19 protein-coding genes and 1 tRNA gene are annotated in these 20,534 nt (G+C 62.1%); 11 read left to right on the top strand and 9 right to left on the bottom strand.

The features are described 5' to 3' along the window. Positions 1-195: 195 nt before the first annotated feature. A complete protein-coding gene (locus NKG95_RS27090) occupies positions 196-2,775 on the top strand; it encodes a bifunctional diguanylate cyclase/phosphodiesterase (protein WP_353043031.1) in 2,580 nt (859 codons plus the stop codon). 86 nt (positions 2,776-2,861) lie between these two features. Here the strand turns inward: NKG95_RS27090 and radC are convergent, their stop codons facing one another. Beyond that, positions 2,862-3,608 (bottom strand): RadC family protein, encoded by a 747-nt coding sequence (gene radC / locus NKG95_RS27085; protein WP_353043017.1) that lies wholly within the window; start codon positions 3,606-3,608, stop codon positions 2,862-2,864. Positions 3,609-3,661: 53 nt separating this feature from the next. After that, positions 3,662-4,489, bottom strand: a complete 828-nt coding sequence (map, locus tag NKG95_RS27080) for a type I methionyl aminopeptidase (RefSeq protein ID WP_353043016.1) — start codon at positions 4,487-4,489, stop codon at positions 3,662-3,664. Between the two features lie 301 nt (positions 4,490-4,790). On the opposite strand from map, the gene NKG95_RS27075 reads away from it, so the two are divergent. Next, positions 4,791-5,087, top strand: coding sequence for a DUF982 domain-containing protein (locus NKG95_RS27075; protein ID WP_353043015.1), 297 nt, complete (start codon positions 4,791-4,793; stop codon positions 5,085-5,087). Between the two features lie 121 nt (positions 5,088-5,208). Here the strand turns inward: NKG95_RS27075 and NKG95_RS27070 are convergent. From NKG95_RS27070 to NKG95_RS27060, 3 genes are all read right to left on the bottom strand, one after another. Continuing rightward, positions 5,209-5,283: transfer RNA gene (locus tag NKG95_RS27070), tRNA-Glu, on the bottom strand. 172 nt (positions 5,284-5,455) lie between these two features. Beyond that, on the bottom strand, positions 5,456-6,643 hold the full coding sequence (locus NKG95_RS27065; RefSeq protein ID WP_353043014.1) for a YcbK family protein: 1,188 nt from the start codon (positions 6,641-6,643) through the stop codon (positions 5,456-5,458). A 270-nt stretch (positions 6,644-6,913) separates the two neighbouring features. Continuing rightward, entirely contained in the window at positions 6,914-8,749 is a 1,836-nt protein-coding gene (locus tag NKG95_RS27060; RefSeq protein ID WP_352547334.1) for a PHA/PHB synthase family protein, read from the bottom strand. Positions 8,750-8,900: 151 nt separating this feature from the next. Between NKG95_RS27060 and NKG95_RS27055 the strand changes: the two genes are divergently transcribed. From NKG95_RS27055 to recJ, 5 genes are all read left to right on the top strand, one after another. Further along, entirely contained in the window at positions 8,901-9,233 is a 333-nt protein-coding gene (locus NKG95_RS27055) for a hypothetical protein (protein WP_352482154.1), read from the top strand. A gap of 40 nt (positions 9,234-9,273) precedes the next feature. Further along, on the top strand, positions 9,274-10,491 hold the full coding sequence (locus NKG95_RS27050) for an LL-diaminopimelate aminotransferase (RefSeq protein ID WP_352998931.1): 1,218 nt from the start codon (positions 9,274-9,276) through the stop codon (positions 10,489-10,491). Between the two features lie 41 nt (positions 10,492-10,532). Beyond that, positions 10,533-11,846 (top strand): homoserine dehydrogenase, encoded by a 1,314-nt coding sequence (locus NKG95_RS27045; protein WP_352586954.1) that lies wholly within the window; start codon positions 10,533-10,535, stop codon positions 11,844-11,846. A gap of 199 nt (positions 11,847-12,045) precedes the next feature. Continuing rightward, complete coding sequence (gene glpX, locus NKG95_RS27040; protein WP_023720150.1) at positions 12,046-13,029, top strand: class II fructose-bisphosphatase; 984 nt, start codon at positions 12,046-12,048, stop codon at positions 13,027-13,029. 60 nt (positions 13,030-13,089) lie between these two features. Continuing rightward, on the top strand, positions 13,090-14,874 hold the full coding sequence (gene recJ / locus NKG95_RS27035; protein WP_353043013.1) for a single-stranded-DNA-specific exonuclease RecJ: 1,785 nt from the start codon (positions 13,090-13,092) through the stop codon (positions 14,872-14,874). Between the two features lie 20 nt (positions 14,875-14,894). Here the strand turns inward: recJ and NKG95_RS27030 are convergent, their stop codons facing one another. The 3 genes from NKG95_RS27030 to folE form a co-directional block, all read right to left on the bottom strand. Continuing rightward, on the bottom strand, positions 14,895-15,866 hold the full coding sequence (locus NKG95_RS27030) for a patatin family protein (RefSeq protein WP_352482159.1): 972 nt from the start codon (positions 15,864-15,866) through the stop codon (positions 14,895-14,897). A gap of 84 nt (positions 15,867-15,950) precedes the next feature. Further along, positions 15,951-16,421, bottom strand: coding sequence for a phosphoribosyl-AMP cyclohydrolase (gene hisI, locus NKG95_RS27025; protein WP_352482161.1), 471 nt, complete (start codon positions 16,419-16,421; stop codon positions 15,951-15,953). 10 nt (positions 16,422-16,431) lie between these two features. Then, positions 16,432-17,094 (bottom strand): GTP cyclohydrolase I FolE, encoded by a 663-nt coding sequence (gene folE / locus NKG95_RS27020; RefSeq protein WP_352482163.1) that lies wholly within the window; start codon positions 17,092-17,094, stop codon positions 16,432-16,434. 240 nt (positions 17,095-17,334) lie between these two features. On the opposite strand from folE, the gene NKG95_RS27015 reads away from it, so the two are divergent. After that, positions 17,335-17,781: an iron-sulfur cluster assembly scaffold protein gene (locus tag NKG95_RS27015; protein ID WP_023720146.1), complete on the top strand. Its 447-nt coding sequence runs from the start codon at positions 17,335-17,337 to the stop codon at positions 17,779-17,781. Here the strand turns inward: NKG95_RS27015 and NKG95_RS27010 are convergent. Beyond that, positions 17,778-18,692: a LysR substrate-binding domain-containing protein gene (locus NKG95_RS27010; protein WP_353043012.1), complete on the bottom strand. Its 915-nt coding sequence runs from the start codon at positions 18,690-18,692 to the stop codon at positions 17,778-17,780. The two genes, NKG95_RS27015 and NKG95_RS27010, sit on opposite strands and share 4 nt — an antisense overlap. A gap of 92 nt (positions 18,693-18,784) precedes the next feature. Here NKG95_RS27010 and NKG95_RS27005 point away from each other — a divergent pair, with 92 nt between their 5' ends. From NKG95_RS27005 to blaOXA, 3 genes are all read left to right on the top strand, one after another. Beyond that, entirely contained in the window at positions 18,785-18,952 is a 168-nt protein-coding gene (locus NKG95_RS27005) for a hypothetical protein (protein WP_353043011.1), read from the top strand. A gap of 79 nt (positions 18,953-19,031) precedes the next feature. Next, entirely contained in the window at positions 19,032-19,406 is a 375-nt protein-coding gene (yidD, locus tag NKG95_RS27000) for a membrane protein insertion efficiency factor YidD (RefSeq protein ID WP_031194332.1), read from the top strand. Between the two features lie 146 nt (positions 19,407-19,552). Beyond that, the gene (gene blaOXA / locus NKG95_RS26995) at positions 19,553-20,368 is read left to right on the top strand and encodes a class D beta-lactamase (RefSeq protein ID WP_353043010.1); all 816 of its coding nucleotides are present in this window, start codon (positions 19,553-19,555) and stop codon (positions 20,366-20,368) included. Positions 20,369-20,534: the final 166 nt, after the last annotated feature.

Here is a 20,534-nt window from a genome sequence, read left to right as displayed (position 1 = left end):
CGGCGTCAGCCATCGGAAAATGCGAAATTTTTCAGGAGTGTGAAGGTCAAATTAAACATTGAACGCTAATATTCCTCATCGGGTCGACCCGAGAACCTGAAATGGCAATTGAGGAATCGCCTATTGGCTTTTTTCCGCGCTAGGTTCGGCGGCATTAAGGAGGCCGTCTTTTCGTCGGCAAATATTCCGGCGGCGATCGCGTTTGTCGTCATCCTTATCAGCGCAGCGTTCGCGGAGCACCAGAACAAGATCGTCTCGGACCAGGCCGTCCGTGCGGACGTGCTGACCAAGGTCAACCTCATCCGCGCCAAGCTCGAAGGCAATATCAACGGAAACCTTCAACTCGTGCATGGACTGGTCGCTGCGGTCGTAACCGAGCCCTATATGGGACAGCAACGCTTCGCTTCGCTGGCGAGTAATCTGTTTGGCGCGAACTCGCAATTGAACAATATTGCCGGCGCGCCCGATCTGGTCGTTTCCCTGATGTACCCGATGGAGGGTAACGAGCAGGCGATGGGCCTCGATTACCGCAAGAACGAGCGGCAGCGTGCGGCTGCGCTAAGGGCGCGAGACGAACGCAAGCTGGTGCTTGCCGGTCCCGTCGATCTGAAGCAGGGAGGACAAGGCTTTATCGGTCGCTTTCCGGTTTTCGTGCGGAGCGCGGGCAATACGGAAAGGTTCTGGGGCATCATTTCCGCCGTTGTCGACGTGCAGCGTCTCTATCGGGCGAGCGGGCTGCTTGACGACGATCTCGGGATTGACATAGCGCTGATCGGCAGGGACGCTCTCGGCCAAAATGGAGACCAATTCTACGGCAATGAGCGGATCGGCAAAAGCGATCCGGTGACGGCCGACGTTTTGCTCCCGTCCGGTTCGTGGCAGATCGCGGCCATTCCCAAAAATGGCTGGCCTTTGACGCCAAGTAACGCATGGTTGTTGCGCGCGATCATGGCGACGGCCGGGGCCTTGGTTGTGTTCCCCTTCCTGGTCACAGGTCGCCTGATCGGCGAAAGACAGCGCAATTATGCGGAATTGCGTCGCTTGTCACGACGCCTGGAACTCGCTCTGGAAGCCTCGGCTATTGGGGTTTGGGAACACGATCTCGCGACCAACGAGCTTACGTGGGATGATCGCGTAAATGAAATATATGGCAAATCAACCGGGGAGCACCGGGGCTACATAGACTGGGCGGGTGCAATCCACCCAGATGATTTGGCTACCGCCAACGCAGATTTCGACAGCGCGGTGGCCAGCGGACGACCCTATTTGTCGGAGTACCGGATTGTGCGTCCGGATGGCGAGGTCCGTCATGTCCGGTCCAAGGCGATCGTTTACCGGGTCGCAAACAACACTCCAAAAATGATAGGCGCGGAATGGGACGTTACAGCCGATGTCCTGCTGAACCAGGATCTGGTTCGAGCAAAACAGCTGTCCGAGTCGAAAAATGCAGAACTCGAGTCGGCCAAAGCGCGCATAGAGCACATCGCGCTTCATGACTCGTTGACCGGCTTGCCCAACCGGCGTTACCTCGACCAGGTACTGGAAGATTACGCGGCAAACGCCAGGCGCTCGGGCGGGCATGCGGCACTGCTTCACATCGATCTGGATCGGTTCAAGCACATCAATGATACGCTGGGCCACGCCGCCGGTGACGCAATGTTGGTTCACGCGTCAACAGTCCTCAGATCGAAGGTCGGCGACGAGGGATTCGTCGCCCGCATCGGGGGAGACGAATTCATCGTTCTGTGCGTGGTGCGCGACGATACCAAGCAACTGGCGCTGCTCGCTGACCGCGTCATCAGCCAGATGCGCGAACCGGTCTACTACCAGGGCCATCGATGCCGTTTTGGTGTCAGCGTGGGAATCGCAGTCGACAACGGAAAAAATATCGAAGCCAAACACCTGCTGGTAAACGCCGATATCGCGCTTTACCGAGCAAAGAGGCGTGGGCGCAATCGATACGAATTCTTCACCGACGCGATGCAAAGCGAAATCGTCGATACAAAGCGGATTGCCGACGAAATTCTCGGCGGCCTTGAGCGCAACGAGTTCATCCCCTTCTACCAGCCCCAATTTGACGCAAAGACGCTCGAAATCGTGGGGGTTGAGGCGCTGGCGAGGTGGAGACATCCAGAAAAGGGTATTTTGGCGCCCGATGTCTTCCTGAGAATTGCGGAAGAACTGAATGTGGTCTCGATCATCGACCAAGCCATATTGAAGCAGTCGCTTTTGGACTTCAAAGAATGGTCCGCTGCGGGACTCCACATTCCGCGGGTATCGGTCAATGTTTCGGCGCGACGCCTTCAAGATGAGGAGCTCATCAAGAGCTTGCGAGAACAAAATATCGAAAAAGGGACAGTTTCATTCGAGCTTGTTGAGTCAATTTTCCTGGACGAGAACGACGACCTTGTCACCTGGAATATCGAGCAGATAAAAGAACTCGGGATTGACATCGAAATAGACGATTTTGGTACTGGTTACGCTTCGATAGTCAGTTTGCTCAAGTTGCAGCCTCGCCGGCTAAAGATAGATCGGCAGCTGGTCACCCCAATCGTCAAATCGCCGCGAAGAAGGCAGGTTGTCTCGTCAATCATTGACATCGGCAAGTCCTTGGGTATCGAGGTCGTGGCGGAAGGTGTCGAGACGATGCAGCACGCACGGATACTCAAAGGCCTGGGCTGCGACATGTTGCAGGGTTATGCCTTCGGCTACGCGCTCGATTCCGACGGACTAAAGGCCTTTGTTCGATCCCGGCGGCTGCGCACAGCCAGCTGAGCGCCAGTCCCCGCATTTACCGGCGCGATCGGCGTTGAGCGTCGCATCAATATGCGCGTGGCAGGCCAGGCCGGTAACAATAAGCCTCAAATAAGCAGCAGGCCCTTCATGCTGGAGTGGCCTTTCCTGCCGATGATGATGTGATCGTGAACGGCAATGCCAAGCGGTTTGGCCGTCTCGATGATCAGCTTGGTCATCTCGATGTCGGCGCGCGACGGCGTCGGATCGCCCGATGGATGGTTGTGAGCCAGAATAATCGCCGTCGCCGAGAGCTCCAAGGCGCGCCTGACCACCTCGCGCGGATAGACCGGCGTGTGGTCAACGGTGCCGACCTGCTGCACTTCGTCGGCGATCAGTGCGTTCTTCTTGTCGAGGAACAGGATGCGGAACTGCTCCCGCTCCTCGAAGGCCATGACCGACCGGCAGTATTCGAGAACCTGCGTCCAGGTTGACAAAAGCTCGCGGCCGGCGATCTCGCCGCGCGCCATGCGCTGCGCCGTTGCAGCAACCACCTTCAGGTCGAGCGCCACCGCCGGGCCGATGCCCTTCACCTCCTGCAGCCGCTCGACAGGCGCGCCGAGCACTTCGGCCAACGTGCCGAAGCGCGCCAGCAATGCCTTGGCGACCGGCTTGGTGTCGGCGCGCGGGATCAGCCGAAACAACAAAAGCTCGAGCAGTTCGTAGTCGGGGAGGGTGTTGGGACCGGCGGCGAAGCGCTCGCGCAAGCGGTCGCGATGGCCGAAATACTGCGGCTTGTCGGCGGCCACTGCCTTGGCGGGCGATCGTACCGGCTTTTCGGGAAAGAAGGCCCGCTCGTCATCGTCACCGGTCATGGCTGCCCGCACCCAGCATTTGCCGGGCAAGGTGACGCCCGATCTGCCAGACACTAGGCCCGCAGGCCGGGGCGGTCGAGGTTTTTTGGCGACAGCGTGAAAATCTCGCAGCCGGTCTCAGTGACGCCGATCGTGTGCTCGTACTGCGCCGACAGCGAACGGTCGCGCGTCACCGCAGTCCAGCCGTCCGACAGCACCTTTACATGCGGCCGGCCGAGATTGATCATCGGCTCGACGGTAAAGATCATGCCCGGCCGCATCTCCACGCCTTCGCTGGCGCTGCCGTAATGCAGGATGTTCGGCGCGTCGTGAAACAGCCGGCCGACGCCGTGGCCACAGAAATCGCGCACCACCGAGCAACGCTCGGCTTCGGCATAGGTCTGGATGGCGGCACCGATGGCGCCGGTGCGGGCGCCCGGCTCGATCGCCGCAATGCCGCGCATCAGGCACTCATACGTGACCTCGAGCAGCCGCTCCGCGGCACGCTTGATCGTGCCGACCGGATACATGCGCGAGGAATCGCCATGCCAGCCGTCGAGGATATAGGTGACGTCGATGTTGACGACGTCGCCGTCCTTCAACGGTTTGTGGTCGGGTATGCCGTGACAGACGACGTGGTTGATCGAAGTGCAGGACGATTTCGTGTAGCCGCGATAGTTGAGCGTCGCCGGAAGCGCGCCATGGTCCATGCCGAACTCGAAGACGAAACGATCAATCGCCTCAGTGGTGACGCCGGGCGCCACCATCGGCACCAGTTCGTCGAGGCAGCGCGCAGTGAGATCGCACGCCTTGCGCATGCCGGCAAAGCCTTCCTCGTCGTAAAGACGGATCTGGCCGGTGTTTCTGAGCGGTGCCGTGGCGGCGTCGAGATAGGTGACCATTTTTGTCCGTCTTGTAGGGATGGGAGGCCTGGATGAGCCCCGCAAGAGAAATCTCCCCAGATTTGGCACTGGAAAGCGCAAGGTTCAAGGACGAACTGCCGGCGACGACCGAAGACCGGCGATATTCAGGCCTTTGGGGGCACTCTCCTTGCCTGTAGCGGCCCATGCTTCCGACCGGCTCATTTGGCTACCGCAGTGACGACACATTTCTAGGCGAGAAGTCGGCCCAAGCATAAGCCGCCACGGCAACTTTTTGCGACGAACGGCATTGCTGCGGGGGCATCGGTTCGGGAGAGATCGAATGGACAGACTGCAATTCGAGGTGCCGGTGCGGATCGCGCCTGTGCCCGGCCAGCCGGTCGAGGAAATCTACAGCGTCGAGCAGGCGCTCGATCTCCTGCAAACATGGCCGGTTCGCCGGAAGGGGCCAACCTACCAGGCCGCGTTCAACGCCTGTTTCGGCGCCACTGTGGACATCGTCGAGACCGAGGACGCATGGCGGGCCTTCATGGCCTTTTGCCGGGTGAGCGGCCTCCTGGCCAGGGATATGATGGTGCCGCGCAAGCGCCCCGGCGAGGCGAGGGGGCTGCGGGCGTAGGGAGCCGTCGACATAATCTTCAAGTTGTCTGGCAGCCTTTGCCGACATCCTCATCAGAGTGGTGGTCCGGCAAGGTCACGCAGCGCGTTAGCGATGGCATGTGCTAAGTACTTGAGGTCTCTGGTACGCCCAAGGGGAATCGAACCCCTGTTACCGCCGTGAAAGGGCGGTGTCCTGACCGCTAGACGATGGGCGCGTTCAGATGTGAGCGCTTATAGTTGCGTCGCGACAAACCGGCAACCCGTCTGCTGCCGGCTGCGACAACTTTTTTCCTTTGGCTCCAAACCGCGTCTTTCCGACAGCCAAGCTGGTTTTTGCGGCATGATGCAACGCCGCCGAAGGGCCTTCAGTGGCGGAAGAACCTCGCCCTAGCCGCGCCTGCGGCAGCGCCAGTTCCAGTCGCGCTCCGGTCCGACATCGACGTGGACGGATTCGGTGTGGCAGTAGGTGCCGACGCCGCCGCGGCCCGGCATGGTGCGGACATAGCTCGCCAGTTCCCATTTTGAGACGCCGGGAACCTGGATGTCGGCGGCGGCGCAGTACATGTGCAGCGAGTTCTTGGCACCGTTGGCGCGACGGTTGCGGGCCGGATCGCGATAGCCGGAGGTAACCGTCATCTTGCGGCCGTAGTGGCCTTCGATCGTCTTCAGCACGCGAACCAGCGACGGCTTCAAGCAGGCGACATCGACGCTTTCGTTCTGTTTCAGGAGACCGTTGGGTGCCAGCCGGGCGAGGCCGGCGGCGGAGGCGACCTGGTAGGCGCCACCCGAACCTTCGTCTTCGTTGAGGTCGACATCACTCTCGTCGTCGAGGCCGGATTTGCGCTTGATCTCGAACAGTGCCGTCTGGCGCACGCCGGGCAGCGCATCGGCCGTGAAGTGGCTGGTATCGCCGGCCGATGCCAACTGCACCGGCTTTTCAGCCGGGTTGGCCGAGGCCAGGGTGACGGTGGGCTTTGCCGCGGGCGTCGCCTTGGCCTGCAAGACCGCTGGCTGCCCGCCCGATCTGCTGTTGGCCGGCGATGCCGCCGAAGCAGGCGTAGCGCTGAACAGCGAGGCCAGGAAGTTTTTCTTCGGTGCATAGGCCTGTGGCTGCGGCATCTCGCCGGCGGTCACATAGACCGGGTTGTTCATCGCCGGCGCGGCGGCCTTGGCATCGGGCTTCGATGCGCCGGCATCGGCGGCGGCACTGTTCTGCGCAACAGCGTTGGCCTGTTCAGCCGCCTCGGCGTTTGGTTGCAGCGGTTGCGGCGAATGTCCCGCGATCGTCTCGGCCGCCGTGGGAACGGCGATCGGGAAGCCGGCATCGGACTTGGCCCCTGGCTTGGCCATTGGCACATAGGCGACCTGCTCGGGAAGGTTGGCGTCGCCCTCTGCATTCATCGTCATTTGTGCGGTTGTCATCTGCGACGATGAGGCGGCCGTGCTGGCCTGGGGCGCACCGGCGGCCGTGCTGATTTCGGTGGCCGAGGCATTATAGCCTGGCATGCCGACCGACATGGTCGGGTCGCCGGCAGAGGTGCAGGACGCCAGAAGCACCGAGAAAAGCGCCGCCACAATGGCGCGGCTTTCTCCCTTCGCGAGGCGCGATCCTGCTGATCTCAAAACAAAATTCCCCCTCGATATCCGACCGGTTCGTCATTGGCGCGGCGTCGAAACGTCTCGTCGAAATGACCCTTGTTCCCCGAACCGGAAACGAGACCTGTGTCAAATCTGCAAGCCTCAAAGTAATTTGGCGGCTAGAGGATGAATCAAGGCTGCTCAGGGTTGACGACACCATTTCGCCCGCTTTTGGCGGCGCGTCAACTCACCACACATTACAGATGGTTACACACGCACCTTGACATAGGTGCCGGGGGCTTCGCCTAGAACTTGCATATGCTCGCCCGGTTTGCGGGCCGGTACGCGGGTATTGTCCCTGGCTTCGATCCAGCGCTGCCAGTGCGGCCACCAGGAGCCGGGATGGTCAGTGGCCCCGGCGAACCACTGGTCGAAGTCGCCAGCCGGCTTGCCGCCGGTCCAGTAGTGGTATTTCTGCGCCGCCGGCGGATTGACGACGCCGGCGATGTGGCCGGAGCCGGCCACGACGTAGTCGACCTTGCCGCCGAAATATTTCGAGCCGAGGAACACCGACAGCGCCGGCGCGATGTGATCCTCCTTCGAGGCGAGGTTGTAGACCGGGATGGTGACATCCTTCAGCGAAACCGTGCGGCCCGCCAACTCCATCATGCCTTGCGAAAGCCTGTTCTCAAGATAGCAATTGCGCAAATAGAAGGAATGGTTGGCAGCGCCCATGCGGGTCGAATCGGCGTTCCAGTAGAGCAGGTCGAAGGGCAGGGGATCCTTGCCGCGCATGTAATTGTTGACGACATAGGGCCAGATCAGGTCGCCCGAGCGCAGCATGTTGAAGGCGGTCGCCATCCTCGTGCCGTCGAGATAGCCTTTTTCGCTCATTGCCTTTTCAACGGCCGCGACTTGCTCCTCATCGACGAACACTTTCAAGTCGCCGGCATAGGTGAAATCGACCTGCGTGGTGAAGAAGGTCGCCGATTTGATGCGGTGGTCGCCTTCCTGCGCCATCAAGGCCAGCGCTGCCGCCAACAGCGTGCCGCCGACGCAATAGCCGATGGCATTGACGTCCTTTTCGCCGGTGGCCTTTTCAATCGTGTCGAGGCCGTATTGCAGGCCCTCCCTGATATAGGCCTCCCAGCTCTTGGTGCCGTGCCGCTCGTCCGGATTGATCCAGGAGATGACGAAGACCGTGTGGCCTTGCTCGACCGCCCAGCGGATGAAGGATTTTTGCGGGTTGAGGTCGAGGATGTAGTATTTGTTGATCCATGGCGGGCAGATCAGCAGCGGCCGCTTGAGCACGGTGTCGGTCGCCGGCTCGTATTGCAGGATTTCAGCGACGTCGCTGCGGCCGACCACCTTGCCGGGGGTGGTGGCGAGATTCTTGCCGATCTCGAAGGGTGAGTAATCGGCCTGCCGCAGCTTCAGGTCGCCCTTGCCTGCGGCAATGTCCTCGGCCAGCATCTTCATGCCGCGCACCAGATTTTCGCCGTTCGAGGCGACGGTCTCGCGAAACAATTCCGGATTGGTCAGGATGAAATTCGACGGCGAGATGGCGTTGGACACCTGCCTGACATAAAAGCTGGCCTTGTGGCGGGTGTGCTCGTCCAGACCGTCGGCGTGCTCGACCAGTTCGGCCGCCCAGCGCGAGGTGACGAGATAGGCTTGTTTGAGGAAATCGAAAAAGGCGTTGCGGCCCCATTCCGGGTCCTGGAAACGCTTGTCGCCGCGCTCGGGCTTGACCGCATCCTCGGTCTCCTCGGCACCGGCGCCGATGCGCTGAACGGCATTGGCCCAGACGGCCATATAGCCGGAAAACAATCGTGTCTGTGCCTCCAGCGCGCGCTGCGGGTCGGAGAGCCAGTATTCGGTGAGTTTGGAGAACGTCTTCACCATGTCGACGACCGGCTCGGCGACATGATCGCGCACCTCGCCCTTTTCCCGCGGCTCGGCCCATGCCGAGGCGGCCTTGCCGGCCTGCTCGATCATGCGGGCCATGTTCAGAGCGAAGCGTTCCGGGTCCTTAACCAGATATTGCTCGACGGTCGAAGGTTGGTCATCTTCCGCTTTGCCCGAATCGGGTGTTTTGGACATGGTTCGCGGGGTTCCTCCCGAAGCGTTTTGTTGACATATTACCATGGGATATCGGACAGGGTCCAACGTGCTCTAACCCGGCCGCCAGGAAAACAATATGACGATTAATATTGGCACGAACGTTTTTTCCGGCACTGGTCGTTTTTGCCGCATGGCGCTCGTCCTGCTGGCGATGGCCGGTTGCACGAGCAGCAACATAGAAGGTGCAGCGCCCGCCACCGGCCTTGTCGGGGCGAAGGACACCGGTTCCTACCCGAACCTGAACATCCCGCCGCAGGTGGCGGCCGAGCAATTCACCGACGAGGAAAAGAACGCCAAGCTCGCCCAGCTGAAGGCCGAGGAGCAGGGCCAGGCCGCGAAGGGCGGCGGCGTCAAGGTCGCGGACCAGGCTGCGCTGGACCAGCTGGCAAAAAAACACGGCGCCGAGGCGCTGAAGCAGATCGAAGGCAAATGCGACCCCGCTCTCGACCCTAATTGCAAATAAGCTTATACGCGCGACCGCAACCTCACTGTCTGGAACTGCCATGGAAGAATTTCACAAGGTCCGCCGGCTTCCGCCCTATGTCTTCGAACAGGTCAACCGGCTGAAGGCCAGTGCCCGCTCGCGTGGCGCCGACATCATCGACCTTGGCATGGGCAATCCGGACCTGCCGACGCCCAAGGCCATCGTCGACAAACTCTGCGAGGTAGTGCGTGATCCGCGCACGCACCGCTATTCGTCGTCGCGCGGCATTCCGGGCCTGCGCCGTGCCCAGGCCAATTATTATGCCCGCCGTTTCGGCGTGAAGCTCGACCCGGACAGCCAGGTGGTGGCGACGCTCGGGTCAAAGGAGGGCTTTGCCAATATGGCGCAGGCGATCACCGCCCCCGGCGATGTGATCCTGTGCCCCAATCCGACCTATCCGATCCACGCCTTCGGCTTCATCATGTCGGGCGGCGTCATCCGCTCGCTGCAGGTCGAACCGGACGACGGTTTCATCCCGGCGCTGGAGCGCGGCATCCGCCATTCGATCCCGAAGCCGCTGGCGCTGATCCTCAATTATCCGTCCAACCCGACGGCACTGGTCGCCTCGCTCGATTTCTACAAGGAGGTGGTGGCTTTCGCCAGGAAGAACGACATCATCATCCTGTCGGACCTTGCCTATTCGGAGATTTATTTCGACGGCAATCCGCCGCCTTCGGTGCTGCAGGTGCCGGGCGCGATCGACGTCGCGGTCGAGTTCACCTCGATGTCGAAGACCTTTTCGATGCCGGGCTGGCGCATGGGGTTTGCGGTCGGCAATGAAAGGCTGATCTCGGCGCTGACGCGGGTGAAATCCTATCTCGACTACGGCGCCTTCACACCGATCCAGGTGGCGGCCGCGCATGCACTCAACGGCGACGGTGCCGATATCGCCGAAGTGCGCGAGGTCTACCGCAAACGCCGCGATGTCATGGTCGACGCCTTCAGCCGTGCCGGCTGGACCATTCCCGCACCGGCGGCGTCGATGTTCGCCTGGGCGCCGATCCCGGAGCCGTTCAAGCACCTCGGCTCGCTTGAATTCTCCAAGCTCCTGATCGAGCACGCCGACGTCGCGGTGGCGCCGGGCGTCGGCTTCGGCGAGCATGGCGACGATCACGTGCGCATCGCGCTGGTCGAAAACGAGCACCGGATCCGTCAGGCAGCGCGCAACATCAAACGCTTCCTCGCATCCAGCGCCAAGCAGCCGAATAACGTCGTACCGCTCGCCGCGCATCGCTGAGTTTTCTACACATCAATCGACCGAATGGGGCGTCGCCGGACATGGCTGAAGCGTTGCGTGTTGGAATTGCCGGCCTCGGCACCGTCGGTGCGTCGGTGGCTCGCGTGCTGCGCGACAAAGCGGCGGAACTGACGCGGCAGTGCGGACGCGACATCGTCGTGTCGGCGGTTTCGGCCCGCGATCCCAAACGCGACCGCGGCGTTGATCTTGGCACAGCACAGTGGTTCGACGACGCCGTCAAGATGGCGCAGACCGCCGAGATCGATGTATTCGTCGAGCTGATCGGCGGCGACGAGGGCGCGGCACGGTCCTCGGTGAAGGCGGCGCTCGAGGCCGGCCGCCATGTCGTCACCGCCAACAAGGCACTGCTTGCCAAGCACGGCGTGTCGTTGGCCGAGATCGCGGAAAAGAGGGGTGTGCTGCTCAACTACGAAGCTGCGGTGGCCGGCGGCATTCCGGTCATCAAGACGATGCGCGAGGCGATGGCCGGCAATTCGGTGACCCGCGTCTTCGGCATCCTCAACGGCACCTGCAATTATATTTTGACGCGCATGGAAGCCGAGGGCCTGTCCTTTGATGCCTGCCTGAAGGACGCCCAGCGGCTGGGCTATGCCGAAGCCGACCCGACCTTCGACATCGAGGGCCACGACACCGCGCACAAGCTGTCGATCCTGACCAGCCTTGCCTTCGGCACGAGGATTGCGGCCAATGACATCTACATGGAGGGCATCTCCAACATCAGCCAGGCCGATATCCGCGCGGCCGGCGATCTCGGCTACCGGATCAAGCTGCTTGGCGTCGCCCAACGCACCGAAAGCGGTATCGAGCAGCGCGTTCACCCGACCATGGTGCCGACGGCCTCGGTCATCGCGCAGGTGCACGGTGTCACCAATGCGGTCGCGATCGAAACCGACATCCTCGGCGAATTGCTGCTTTCCGGCCCCGGTGCCGGCGGCAACGCCACCGCTTCGGCGGTGATCGGCGACATTGCCGACATTGCCAAGAGCCGGCCTGGCTTCCAGCATGGCCCGGTCTTCGGCCGGCCGGCGAAGGAATTGAAGCCCTACAAAAAGGCGCAGATGCGCAGCCATGCCGGCGGTTATTTCATCCGGCTGACCGTGCACGACCGCCTCGGCGTTTTCGCCGCGATCGCCAAACGCATGGCCGACAACGACATTTCGCTGGAATCGATCGTGCAACATGCCGCAGGGCCGGAAACCGAGGCACAGAAGACAGTCATCCTGGTCACCCACGAGACGACCGAGGCGGCGGTGCGCAAGGCCGTCGACGGCATCACCAGGGACAGCCTTCTGACCGACAAGCCGCAAGTCATCCGCATCGAGCGGGCCGGATAGCAGTCTCACATTTTGCGTTTAATCGATTGATATTGCTGCGCTTTCAAAAAGGTCCAGCGCAGGTCTTGCTGTTGTCACGAGGCTTTGACACAAGAAGCGCGTCTCTGGCGGGAGGCTAATGCATGTCGCCCAAAAGTGTGCGGCGGTTTTGGGACAACGACATGCATAGAAACAAAGTGCCAACGAGGATTATCCATCGATGAATGTGGCCCAGAACATTGTCGCCGGCCTCGACCGGATACTGACCATGGAATTGGTGCGCGTCACCGAACGCGCCGCGGTCGCGGCCGCCAGATTGCGCGGACGCGGCGACGAGAAAGCCGCCGATCAGGTCGCGGTCGACGCCATGCGCCAGGAGCTTAATCGTCTCGCCATCAACGGCACGGTGGTGATCGGCGAGGGCGAGCGCGACGAGGCGCCGATGCTCTATATCGGCGAGGAGGTCGGTACAGGCAAAGGCCCGGCTGTCGACATCGCGCTCGATCCGCTCGAAGGCACGACGATCTGCGCCAAGAACCTGCCCAATGCGTTGGCCGTCATCGCCATTGCCGAAAAAGGCAGCCTTCTGTTCGCGCCGGACGTCTATATGGACAAGATCGCCATCGGCCCGGGCTATGCCGATGGCATCATCGACATCGATGCCTCGCCGGCCGAAAATATTGCCAGCCTGGCCAGGGCCAAGGGCGTTCCGGTGGCAGAGATCACCGCCTGTATCCTCGACCGGCCGCGCCATGGCGCCTTGATCGAAGCCGTGCGGGCGACAGGCGCCGCGATCCGGCTGATCGGCGACGGTGATGTCGCCGGCGTCATCCACACCACCGACCCGGACGAAACCGGCATCGACATCTATCTCGGCACCGGCGGTGCGCCGGAGGGCGTGCTGGCGGCGGCGGCCTTGCGCTGCACCGGCGGCCAGATGCAGGGCAGGCTGATCCTTGACACGCCGGAAAAGCTGGCGCGCGCGGCGAAGATGGGGATCTCCAACCCGAAACGGATCTACCACACGCAAGACATGGCACGCGGCGACGTGCTGTTTGCCGCGACCGGCGTCACCGACGGCAATATGCTGGCCGGCGTCAAGTTCGGCCGCAATTTCATCACCACGCACACGATCGTGCTGCGCTCGTCGTCGCGAACCGTGCGCGAAATCAAGGCCAGGCACCAGGATCTGGAAAAGTTTTGATTTCGACTCAGTTAGCCGTTGCATATTGTGCGCAATGACAAATTGCAGACGGCGCGTCACGTGACGGGGGAAAGACGCTTTTTCCTAGATGTCAGGCAGTCGGCCACCGGCGTTTCCTGGGAACACCGGCTGACCGAGCGTCAGGACATGGCTGCGCTCGCCATCGCGCAAGGTTATGGCGTGCCCGACATCGTGGCACGCGTGCTGGCCGGGCGCGGCGTCACCGCCGAGCAGACCGAGCGGTTCCTGGATCCGACCATCCGCAACCTGCTGCCCGACCCGGCATCGCTGACCGACATGGAGAAGGCGGCCTCTCGCATTGCCCAGGCGGTGATGGCCAGGGAAAAGGTGGCGATCTTTGGCGACTACGATGTCGACGGCGCCGCCTCATCGGCGCTGCTCAAGCGCTTTCTCGCACATTTCTCGGTGCCGTCGGAGATCTACATACCGGACCGCATCTTCGAGGGTTACGGCCCCAATCCGGAAGCGATGCGCGAACTCGTCTCGCGCGGCGCGACGCTGATCGTCACCGTCGATTGCGGCACCAACAGTGCTGCTTCCATCGACGCGGCGAAGGCCGCCGGCGCCGACGTCGTGGTGCTCGATCACCATCAGGTCGGCGGGCCGTTGCCGGCGGCGGCTGCGGTCGTCAATCCTAATCGCGAGGACGATCTTTCCGGACAAGGCCATCTTTGCGCCGCCGGCGTCGTCTTCCTGTGCATGGTACAGACGGCGAAGATCCTGCGCAGCCGGCTGCCGGATGCCGCAGCGCCGGACCTGCTTGGCCTGCTCGATCTGGTGGCGCTGGGCACCGTCTGCGACGTGGTGCCGCTCACCGGCATCAACCGGGCCTTCGTGGTCAAGGGGCTACAGGTGGCGCGGCAACAGAGAAACGAGGGGCTGGCGGCACTGGCGCGGGTCTCGCGTATCGGCGAGCCGATCAGCACGTTCCATCTGGCCTTTGTGATCGGTCCGCGCATCAACGCCGGCGGGCGCATCGGCGACGCAGCACTTGGCAGCCGCCTGCTTGCAACCGACGACCCGGTCGAGGCCCGCACCATCGCCGAGACGCTGGACCGGCTCAACCAGGAGCGGCAATCGATGGAGCAGGAGATGCTGGCCGCGGCGCGCTCAGAGGCCGACGCCGAGCTTGCCGGCGGCAATGGTCCGGCCATCGTGGTCACAGCCAGCAGCAACTGGCATCCGGGCATTGTCGGCCTGCTTGCCTCGCGGCTCAAGGACCATACAAGACGGCCGGCTTTTGCCATCGCCTTCAACGCCAATGGCGTCGGTACGGGGTCAGGCCGTTCGGTGTCGGGCTTCGACCTCGGCCGGCTGGTGCGCGAGGCTGCCGATGCCGGGCTGATCGTCAAGGGCGGCGGCCACGGAATGGCGGCAGGCATCACCGTCGAGCGGGCGAAGCTCGGCGCGCTCCGGGCTTTTTTCGAAGAGCGCGCTGCGGTGGATGTGTTCCGGCTGCAAGGCGAGGAGAGCCTGGCGATCGACGGCGCGCTTGCCGCCGAGGGCGCGACGCTTGCGCTGCTCGATGCGCTTGAGCGGGCAGGGCCGTTCGGCGCCGGGCATGTCGCGCCGGTGTTCGCGCTGCCGCGCCACCGGCTGGTTGATGCGCGGGCGGTCGGCACCAACCATATCCGCGCCGACCTGCAGTCGGAAAGCGGCGGCCGCATCCAGGCGATCGCCTTTCGCGCCGTCGATACTGCGCTTGGCGAATTCCTGTTCAAGAACAGGGGCAAACCGGTGCACGTCGCCGGCTCATTGTCGGGCAATCACTGGAACGGCAACCGCACGGTGCAATTTCGTATCGTCGACGCGGCGCTTGCCTGAGAGCTCGCTGACCGCTCGGCCTAAGCGAGGACGGTCTGCAGCCGGGTCAGTTCGCCGATTTGCGCCATCGTTGCCTGGTAGCCGATACGGATCGCTTCGTCGGCGCGGTGGAATTCGGTCAGGCCGATATGGCTGAGCTTCGGCTGCAGCGACATGTCCGGCGGGTCGCCGGCCAGCCTGGCGCGCGAAATGCGGTCCTGGATGATGTTGAAGGCTTCGACCATGACGCCGGTGATGCCGAGCCGCGTCTCGCGTGACTGACGTTCGGGATCGGCGTGGCCACCCCTTGGCGCGTCTCTCTCGACGATCAGCTCGCCTGCGCTGTGCTTGATCACTGCGGCGCGGCCGAACAGATCGTAGTGAAGGTTCACTGCAACCACGAGCGGCTGCTCGTAGGCACGGCAGACCGAGACCGGCACCGGATTGACCAGTGCGCCGTCGACCAGCACGCGCCCGTTGCAGGCGACCGGCTCGAACACGCCGGGCAGCGCGTAGGAGGCGCGCATGGCGGTACTCAACGAGCCGCTCGACAGCCAGATTTCATGGCCGGTGCGGATTTCGGCAGCGACGCAGACGAACGGTTTTGGCAGGTCCTCGAAGCGGATGCCGGCTATGTGCTCGCGCAGCCGTGCATCGAGCTTCATGCCACCGAACAGGCCGCTGCCGCGTAGATTGAGGTCGAGAAGGCCAAAAATGCGCCGCCTGGTCAGGCTGCGCGCGAATTCTTCCAGCTCGTCAAGTTTGCCGGCAACATAGCAGCCGCCGACCAGCGCGCCGATCGAGGTGCCGGCGATCATCGACACTTCGATGCCGGCTTCGTCAAGCGCGCGCAGCACGCCGATATGCGCCCAGCCGCGCGCACAGCCGCCGCCCAATGCCAGCGAGATCCCTGTTTTACCTGGAGATTTGGTTTCGGATGCGCCTGCGGCCGAGGAGAGGCCATTGGCCTCCCGAACGTCAGGTCTGTTGCGCAATGACGCCCAGTCGAGCATCACAATCTCCCTTGTCCCACGGTCATCCTACAGGCGGGCCGTATCGAAATCATGAATATACGTGGCTGAAGTGCTGCGAATGGTTCATACTGATGGTGTTTTGGGCTTTCGATACGTTTTTTCCGCATCGAACAGCGGCTTGCTGCCGTCGTTGGCAAGCGTCCCTTTGCCATCGCTCAGCCCCACCGTCCGATAAAAGCATGAACGTCGGCCGGTGTGACAAGTTGCTTCGTGACCCAGCACTTTGACGCGCAACCATATCGCGTCCTGGTCACAATCTGTGAGCATCTCGACGACCTGCTGGACATTGCCCGAGGTTTCGCCCTTCTTCCACAGCGCGTTGCGCGAACGCGACCAGTAGTGCGCGATGCCGGTCTCGAGTGTCAGCGCCAGCGCCTCGGCATTCATATGCGCGACCATCAGCAGCATGCCGTTTTCGGCATCGGTGACGACGACAGTGACGAGGCCGCCGGCATCGAAGCGCGGTGAAAGGACGGTGCCTTCCTCGAGTGCCTTCTTGTCAGATGGAGCTTTCGGGAATTCCAATGCCGACATTCGCCGGTCCCTATTTAGCGAGGGCGGCGCGGGTCTGATCAGTTCCGCCGCCGCGCACCATGGTGACGAAGCGGACCTGCTCTTCAGGTGTATCCTTGAAGACGCCGGTGAAGGTCGAGGTCAGCGTGGTGGAGCCCTGTTTGCGGATGCCGCGCATGGCCATGCACATATGCTCGGCCTCGAGCATGACGGCGACGCCGCGCGGATTGAGCACGTCCTGGATGACGCCGGCAATCTGCGCGGTCATCGCTTCCTGGGTCTGCAGGCGGTGGGCAAAGATGTCGACGACGCGGGCGATCTTGGACAGGCCGACAACCTTGCCGTCAGGCAGATAGCCGACATGCGCCTTGCCGATGATCGGCACCATGTGATGCTCGCAATGCGAGTGGAACGTGATGTCCTTGACTATGACGAGGTCGTCATAGCCGGCGACTTCCTCGAAGGTGCGGCCAAGCTCCTCGGCCGGGCACATATCGTAGCCGTTGAACATTTCGCGGAACGCCTTGGTGACGCGCTTCGGCGTGTCGATCAGGCCCTCGCGCTCAGGATTGTCGCCGGTCCAGCGCAACAAGGTGCGCACCGCGGCTTCGACTTCGGCCTCACTCGGCCGGTCGGTGACCGGCTTTTCCATATAGGCCGACTGCGGCATGAGTTTCTTGATAACGGCGTCCATAAAGGCGTCTCCCGTAGTTCCTCTCTCAGGAGGAACGAGTTGAACGGACCACGACCTTTCGGGTGTTAGAAACTCGCCCGGTTTCCAGCCCGTAAGTGGCGTGAACAGATTTGGGCAGGACGAGACTTGCGGTCGCCTTGTCGATACCCGACTACGACCATTATATATGTTCGTGCCGAGCGAAAGGAAGACGCCAGAGCGGCAATCGCTGTTCGCTGGGCGGCGACGGATTGGAAAAATATGATCGACGATGTCTACAATGCGAAAATTCTGGGTTTTGCCGGAAATATCGCACGGATCGGTCGGCTCGACCGGCCCGACGCAACCGCACGAGCACATTCCAAGCTGTGCGGCTCGACAGTGACCGTCGATCTGAAGATGGATGACGGCGTCGTCAGCGATTTCGCGCATGACGTGAAGGCCTGTGCGCTTGGCCAGGCGTCGTCTTCGATCATGGCGCAGCATGTCGTCGGCGCCAGCGCGGAAGAACTGCGCAGCGTGCGCGAGACGATGCTAAAAATGCTGAAGGAAAATGGCCCGCCGCCCGAAGGCCGCTTCGCCGACCTGAAATACCTGGAACCGGTGCGCGATTACAAGGCGCGCCACGCCTCGACCATGCTGACCTTCGACGCAGTGGTCGACGCGATCGGCCAAATCGAGAAGAAGCGGGCGGAACAGGCGGCCTAAACCTCGGCAAGAAAACGCCGGCTTTCGGCGAATTCCGCCCGGACCCAGTCGGCAAAAGCCCTGGCCGGCTTGGAAAGGTCGTTTAGTCTTCTGGCCACCAGCCAATAGGCGCCGGACGCAACGTCGATGTCGAAAGGCTTGACCAGCGCGCCGGACGCAAGTTCTTCGCCGATCTGCAAAAGATCGCCCAGTGCGACACCATGTCCAAGCAAGGCTGCCTGCTTCGAGAGCGAGGCATCCGCCAGCATCGGTCCACGCGCAGGCACGGCTTCAGGGGTCACGCCGGCCGCTTCGAACCAGCGCGTCCAAGCCTGACGGTTTTCTTCGTGCAGCAATGTATAGCGACCAAGGTCGATCGGTTTTTCCAGAGCTGGCCCGGACGCAAGAAGCGCCGGCGACAGAACCGGTGAATCGACGACCGAGGCAAGCTGTTCGGCTTCGCTGCGTGGCCATGAAGTGGCGTGCGCACTGAAGCGTAGAGCAAGTTCAGGCTGATCGCTGCGGAACTCTATCAACCTCGGGTCGACCTCAAGGGAAACGTCGATATCGGGTCGCAACTGGCGAAATCGGTTGAGCCGCGGCACCAGCCATACGGATGCAAGCGACGGCTCGACGCTGACACGGACCACGGACTGCGTCGGGGCCGCCGTCAATTCCGAAAGCAGCCTGTCGATGCCCCCGAAACTTCTGACCAACTGGTCGAGCAGCCGCCGGCCGGTCTCGGTCAATTCGACGCGGCGATGATGGCGGAAGAACAAAGGTTGGCGCAGGAATGTTTCGAGCTCGCGGATCTGGCGGCTGATCGCCGCCTGCGAAACATAAAGCTCCTCGGCCGCACGGCTGAAGCTCAGGTGACGACCGGCTGCTTCGAAGCTTCTAAGAGCCGTCAGGGGGAGGCGTCCGCGCTTCATTCGCATAACTCAGAGTTATCTGACGTCGACGTTATACTCGTTTGAAGAGCAAGGCCAGCGGCGCTCTAATCGGTGCTCAAAGGAGTGCTGCCATGATCCAGTTTCTCAACATCCTGGGCGATGTCGTGCGGATCGCGACATTTCAATGGCATGAGGAGAAACCGCATGGCGACTGGTGCGAGGGGAGGCCGCCGACCAGCGTCGCCGCATGTCGGAAGCCGACGCCCGACCGGTACCCGGTTCGCCGTTCGAGGCAGTGACGGGATTGCCGGAACGGCATTGCGTTCCCGGCCCGATGCGCACATCTATCCTGAAGGGAAACGCGACGCGGAGACTGTGGTGGTCGGCCAACATCGGCATGCGCACGGCGCCAGGCCGATTCGACAAGGACGCAACTGGCCCGGCCCGTGGCGCAAGACGCCGGGCCGCGTCTTCGGCACGTCGCTCGTCCGGCTCTACCAGCTGACGCTGTCCGGCTTTGTGGGCAATTCCTGCCGGCATCTGCCGACCTGTTCCGAATACGCGCACGAAGCGATCGCCCGGCATGGACTATGGGCCGGCGGCTGGATGGGATTCTTTCGCGTGCTGCGCTGCGGGCCGTTAGGGACGCATGGCATCGACCGCGTGCCCGAAACCCTGGCTGAGCGCTATGTCTGGTTTGCGCCGTGGCGGTACTGGCGGATCGGGAAAAAACGTGGCGACCTAGACAGTTGACCGCAACTGTTCGTTACACAACCGCACCGCTGTTTACGATCTGGTAGGGTTAACCGCAGCTTGCGCGGACATAGCGCATTTAAGACAAAATCGAGACAAGACGCCTCGCTAAGCCGCTCCTGACACCCTTCAGGAGAGATTACCAAATGCGCCGGATAGATCGTCTTCCCTTCGTTTTCGCCGTGGTTCTCTATGTCCTGGCGTGGCTGTTGGGTTTTCCGATCCGTGCGCAATCGGCCCCGCTCGGGGACGTCGAATGCACGCTGATCGTCGACGCCGCGAGCGGCGAGACGCTGTACCGGCAAGGGGTTTGCGACCAGCGCGTCAGTCCCGCCTCGACATTCAAGGTTCCGCTGGCGCTGATCGGCTATGACGCCGGAATCCTGAGCGACGAGCATACACCGAATTGGGAGTACAAAGCGGAGTTCAACGCGCCGAAACGGGACCGCAAGACCGTCGACCCGACGATCTGGGAAAGGGATTCGGTCCTTCGGTTCTCACGCGAGATCACGCGCCGGCTCGGCAGCAAACAGTTTGCCGGCTATGTGTCCAGATTGGACTATGGCAACACCGACGTCTCCGGCAATTCCGGCAAGAATGACGGCCTCACCCATTCCTGGGTGAATTCTTCGCTCGAGATATCGCCGGTCGAGCAGGTCGATTTCCTGCGCAAGCTGCTGGCGCGGAATCTGCCGGTCTCGGACAAGGCCCATGCGATGACCAATGCGATTGTCCCGACCTTCCGGGCGGGCGGCTGGACGGTGCAGGGCAAGACCGGGACGACCAGGCTTGGCGACGATGCCGACAAGCGCTCGCTTGGCTGGTTTGTTGGCTGGGCGCAGAAGGATGCTCGCAAGATCGTCTTTGCCCGCCTCGTAGTCGATACGAAACGTTCCGACACGCCGAAGGGGCTCAAGACGCGGGCGATGTTCCTGAAAGAGCTGTCGAATCTCCTCGGGTGACCTAAATCCGGCTTTACGGCGCCGAAAACTGCCCATAAAAGACCGCTCGCCGCCGGACGCATCCGGCTCTTACTTGATGTAAGTCGCAACCCCAAAATCGCTACGCAGTTTTGGGCGACGTGCATTTTACCACCCGCGCTCGTTTGCGGGACTGGATAGGAGAATT

Origin of the sequence: Mesorhizobium sp. M1423, assembly GCF_040317575.1 — a bacterium.
In the GTDB taxonomy this organism is placed as follows: domain Bacteria; phylum Pseudomonadota; class Alphaproteobacteria; order Rhizobiales; family Rhizobiaceae; genus Mesorhizobium.
This window is presented reverse-complemented; position numbering and strand designations above follow the sequence as displayed.

Coding starts and splice junctions, on each gene's coding strand:
- NKG95_RS27055 (WP_352482154.1), top strand. CDS start 8,901: ATGGCGCTCGTCCTGCTGGCGATGGCCGGTTGCACGAGCAGCAACATA.
- NKG95_RS27030 (WP_352482159.1), bottom strand. CDS start 15,866: ATGCTCGACTGGGCGTCATTGCGCAACAGACCTGACGTTCGGGAGGCC.
- folE (WP_352482163.1), bottom strand. CDS start 17,094: ATGGACGCCGTTATCAAGAAACTCATGCCGCAGTCGGCCTATATGGAA.
- radC (WP_353043017.1), bottom strand. CDS start 3,608: ATGACCGGTGACGATGACGAGCGGGCCTTCTTTCCCGAAAAGCCGGTA.
- hisI (WP_352482161.1), bottom strand. CDS start 16,421: ATGTCGGCATTGGAATTCCCGAAAGCTCCATCTGACAAGAAGGCACTC.
- map (WP_353043016.1), bottom strand. CDS start 4,489: ATGGTCACCTATCTCGACGCCGCCACGGCACCGCTCAGAAACACCGGC.
- NKG95_RS27015 (WP_023720146.1), top strand. CDS start 17,335: ATGATCGACGATGTCTACAATGCGAAAATTCTGGGTTTTGCCGGAAAT.
- NKG95_RS27060 (WP_352547334.1), bottom strand. CDS start 8,749: ATGTCCAAAACACCCGATTCGGGCAAAGCGGAAGATGACCAACCTTCG.
- NKG95_RS27075 (WP_353043015.1), top strand. CDS start 4,791: ATGGACAGACTGCAATTCGAGGTGCCGGTGCGGATCGCGCCTGTGCCC.
- NKG95_RS27045 (WP_352586954.1), top strand. CDS start 10,533: ATGGCTGAAGCGTTGCGTGTTGGAATTGCCGGCCTCGGCACCGTCGGT.
- NKG95_RS27010 (WP_353043012.1), bottom strand. CDS start 18,692: ATGAAGCGCGGACGCCTCCCCCTGACGGCTCTTAGAAGCTTCGAAGCA.
- NKG95_RS27005 (WP_353043011.1), top strand. CDS start 18,785: ATGATCCAGTTTCTCAACATCCTGGGCGATGTCGTGCGGATCGCGACA.
- glpX (WP_023720150.1), top strand. CDS start 12,046: ATGAATGTGGCCCAGAACATTGTCGCCGGCCTCGACCGGATACTGACC.
- blaOXA (WP_353043010.1), top strand. CDS start 19,553: ATGCGCCGGATAGATCGTCTTCCCTTCGTTTTCGCCGTGGTTCTCTAT.
- NKG95_RS27050 (WP_352998931.1), top strand. CDS start 9,274: ATGGAAGAATTTCACAAGGTCCGCCGGCTTCCGCCCTATGTCTTCGAA.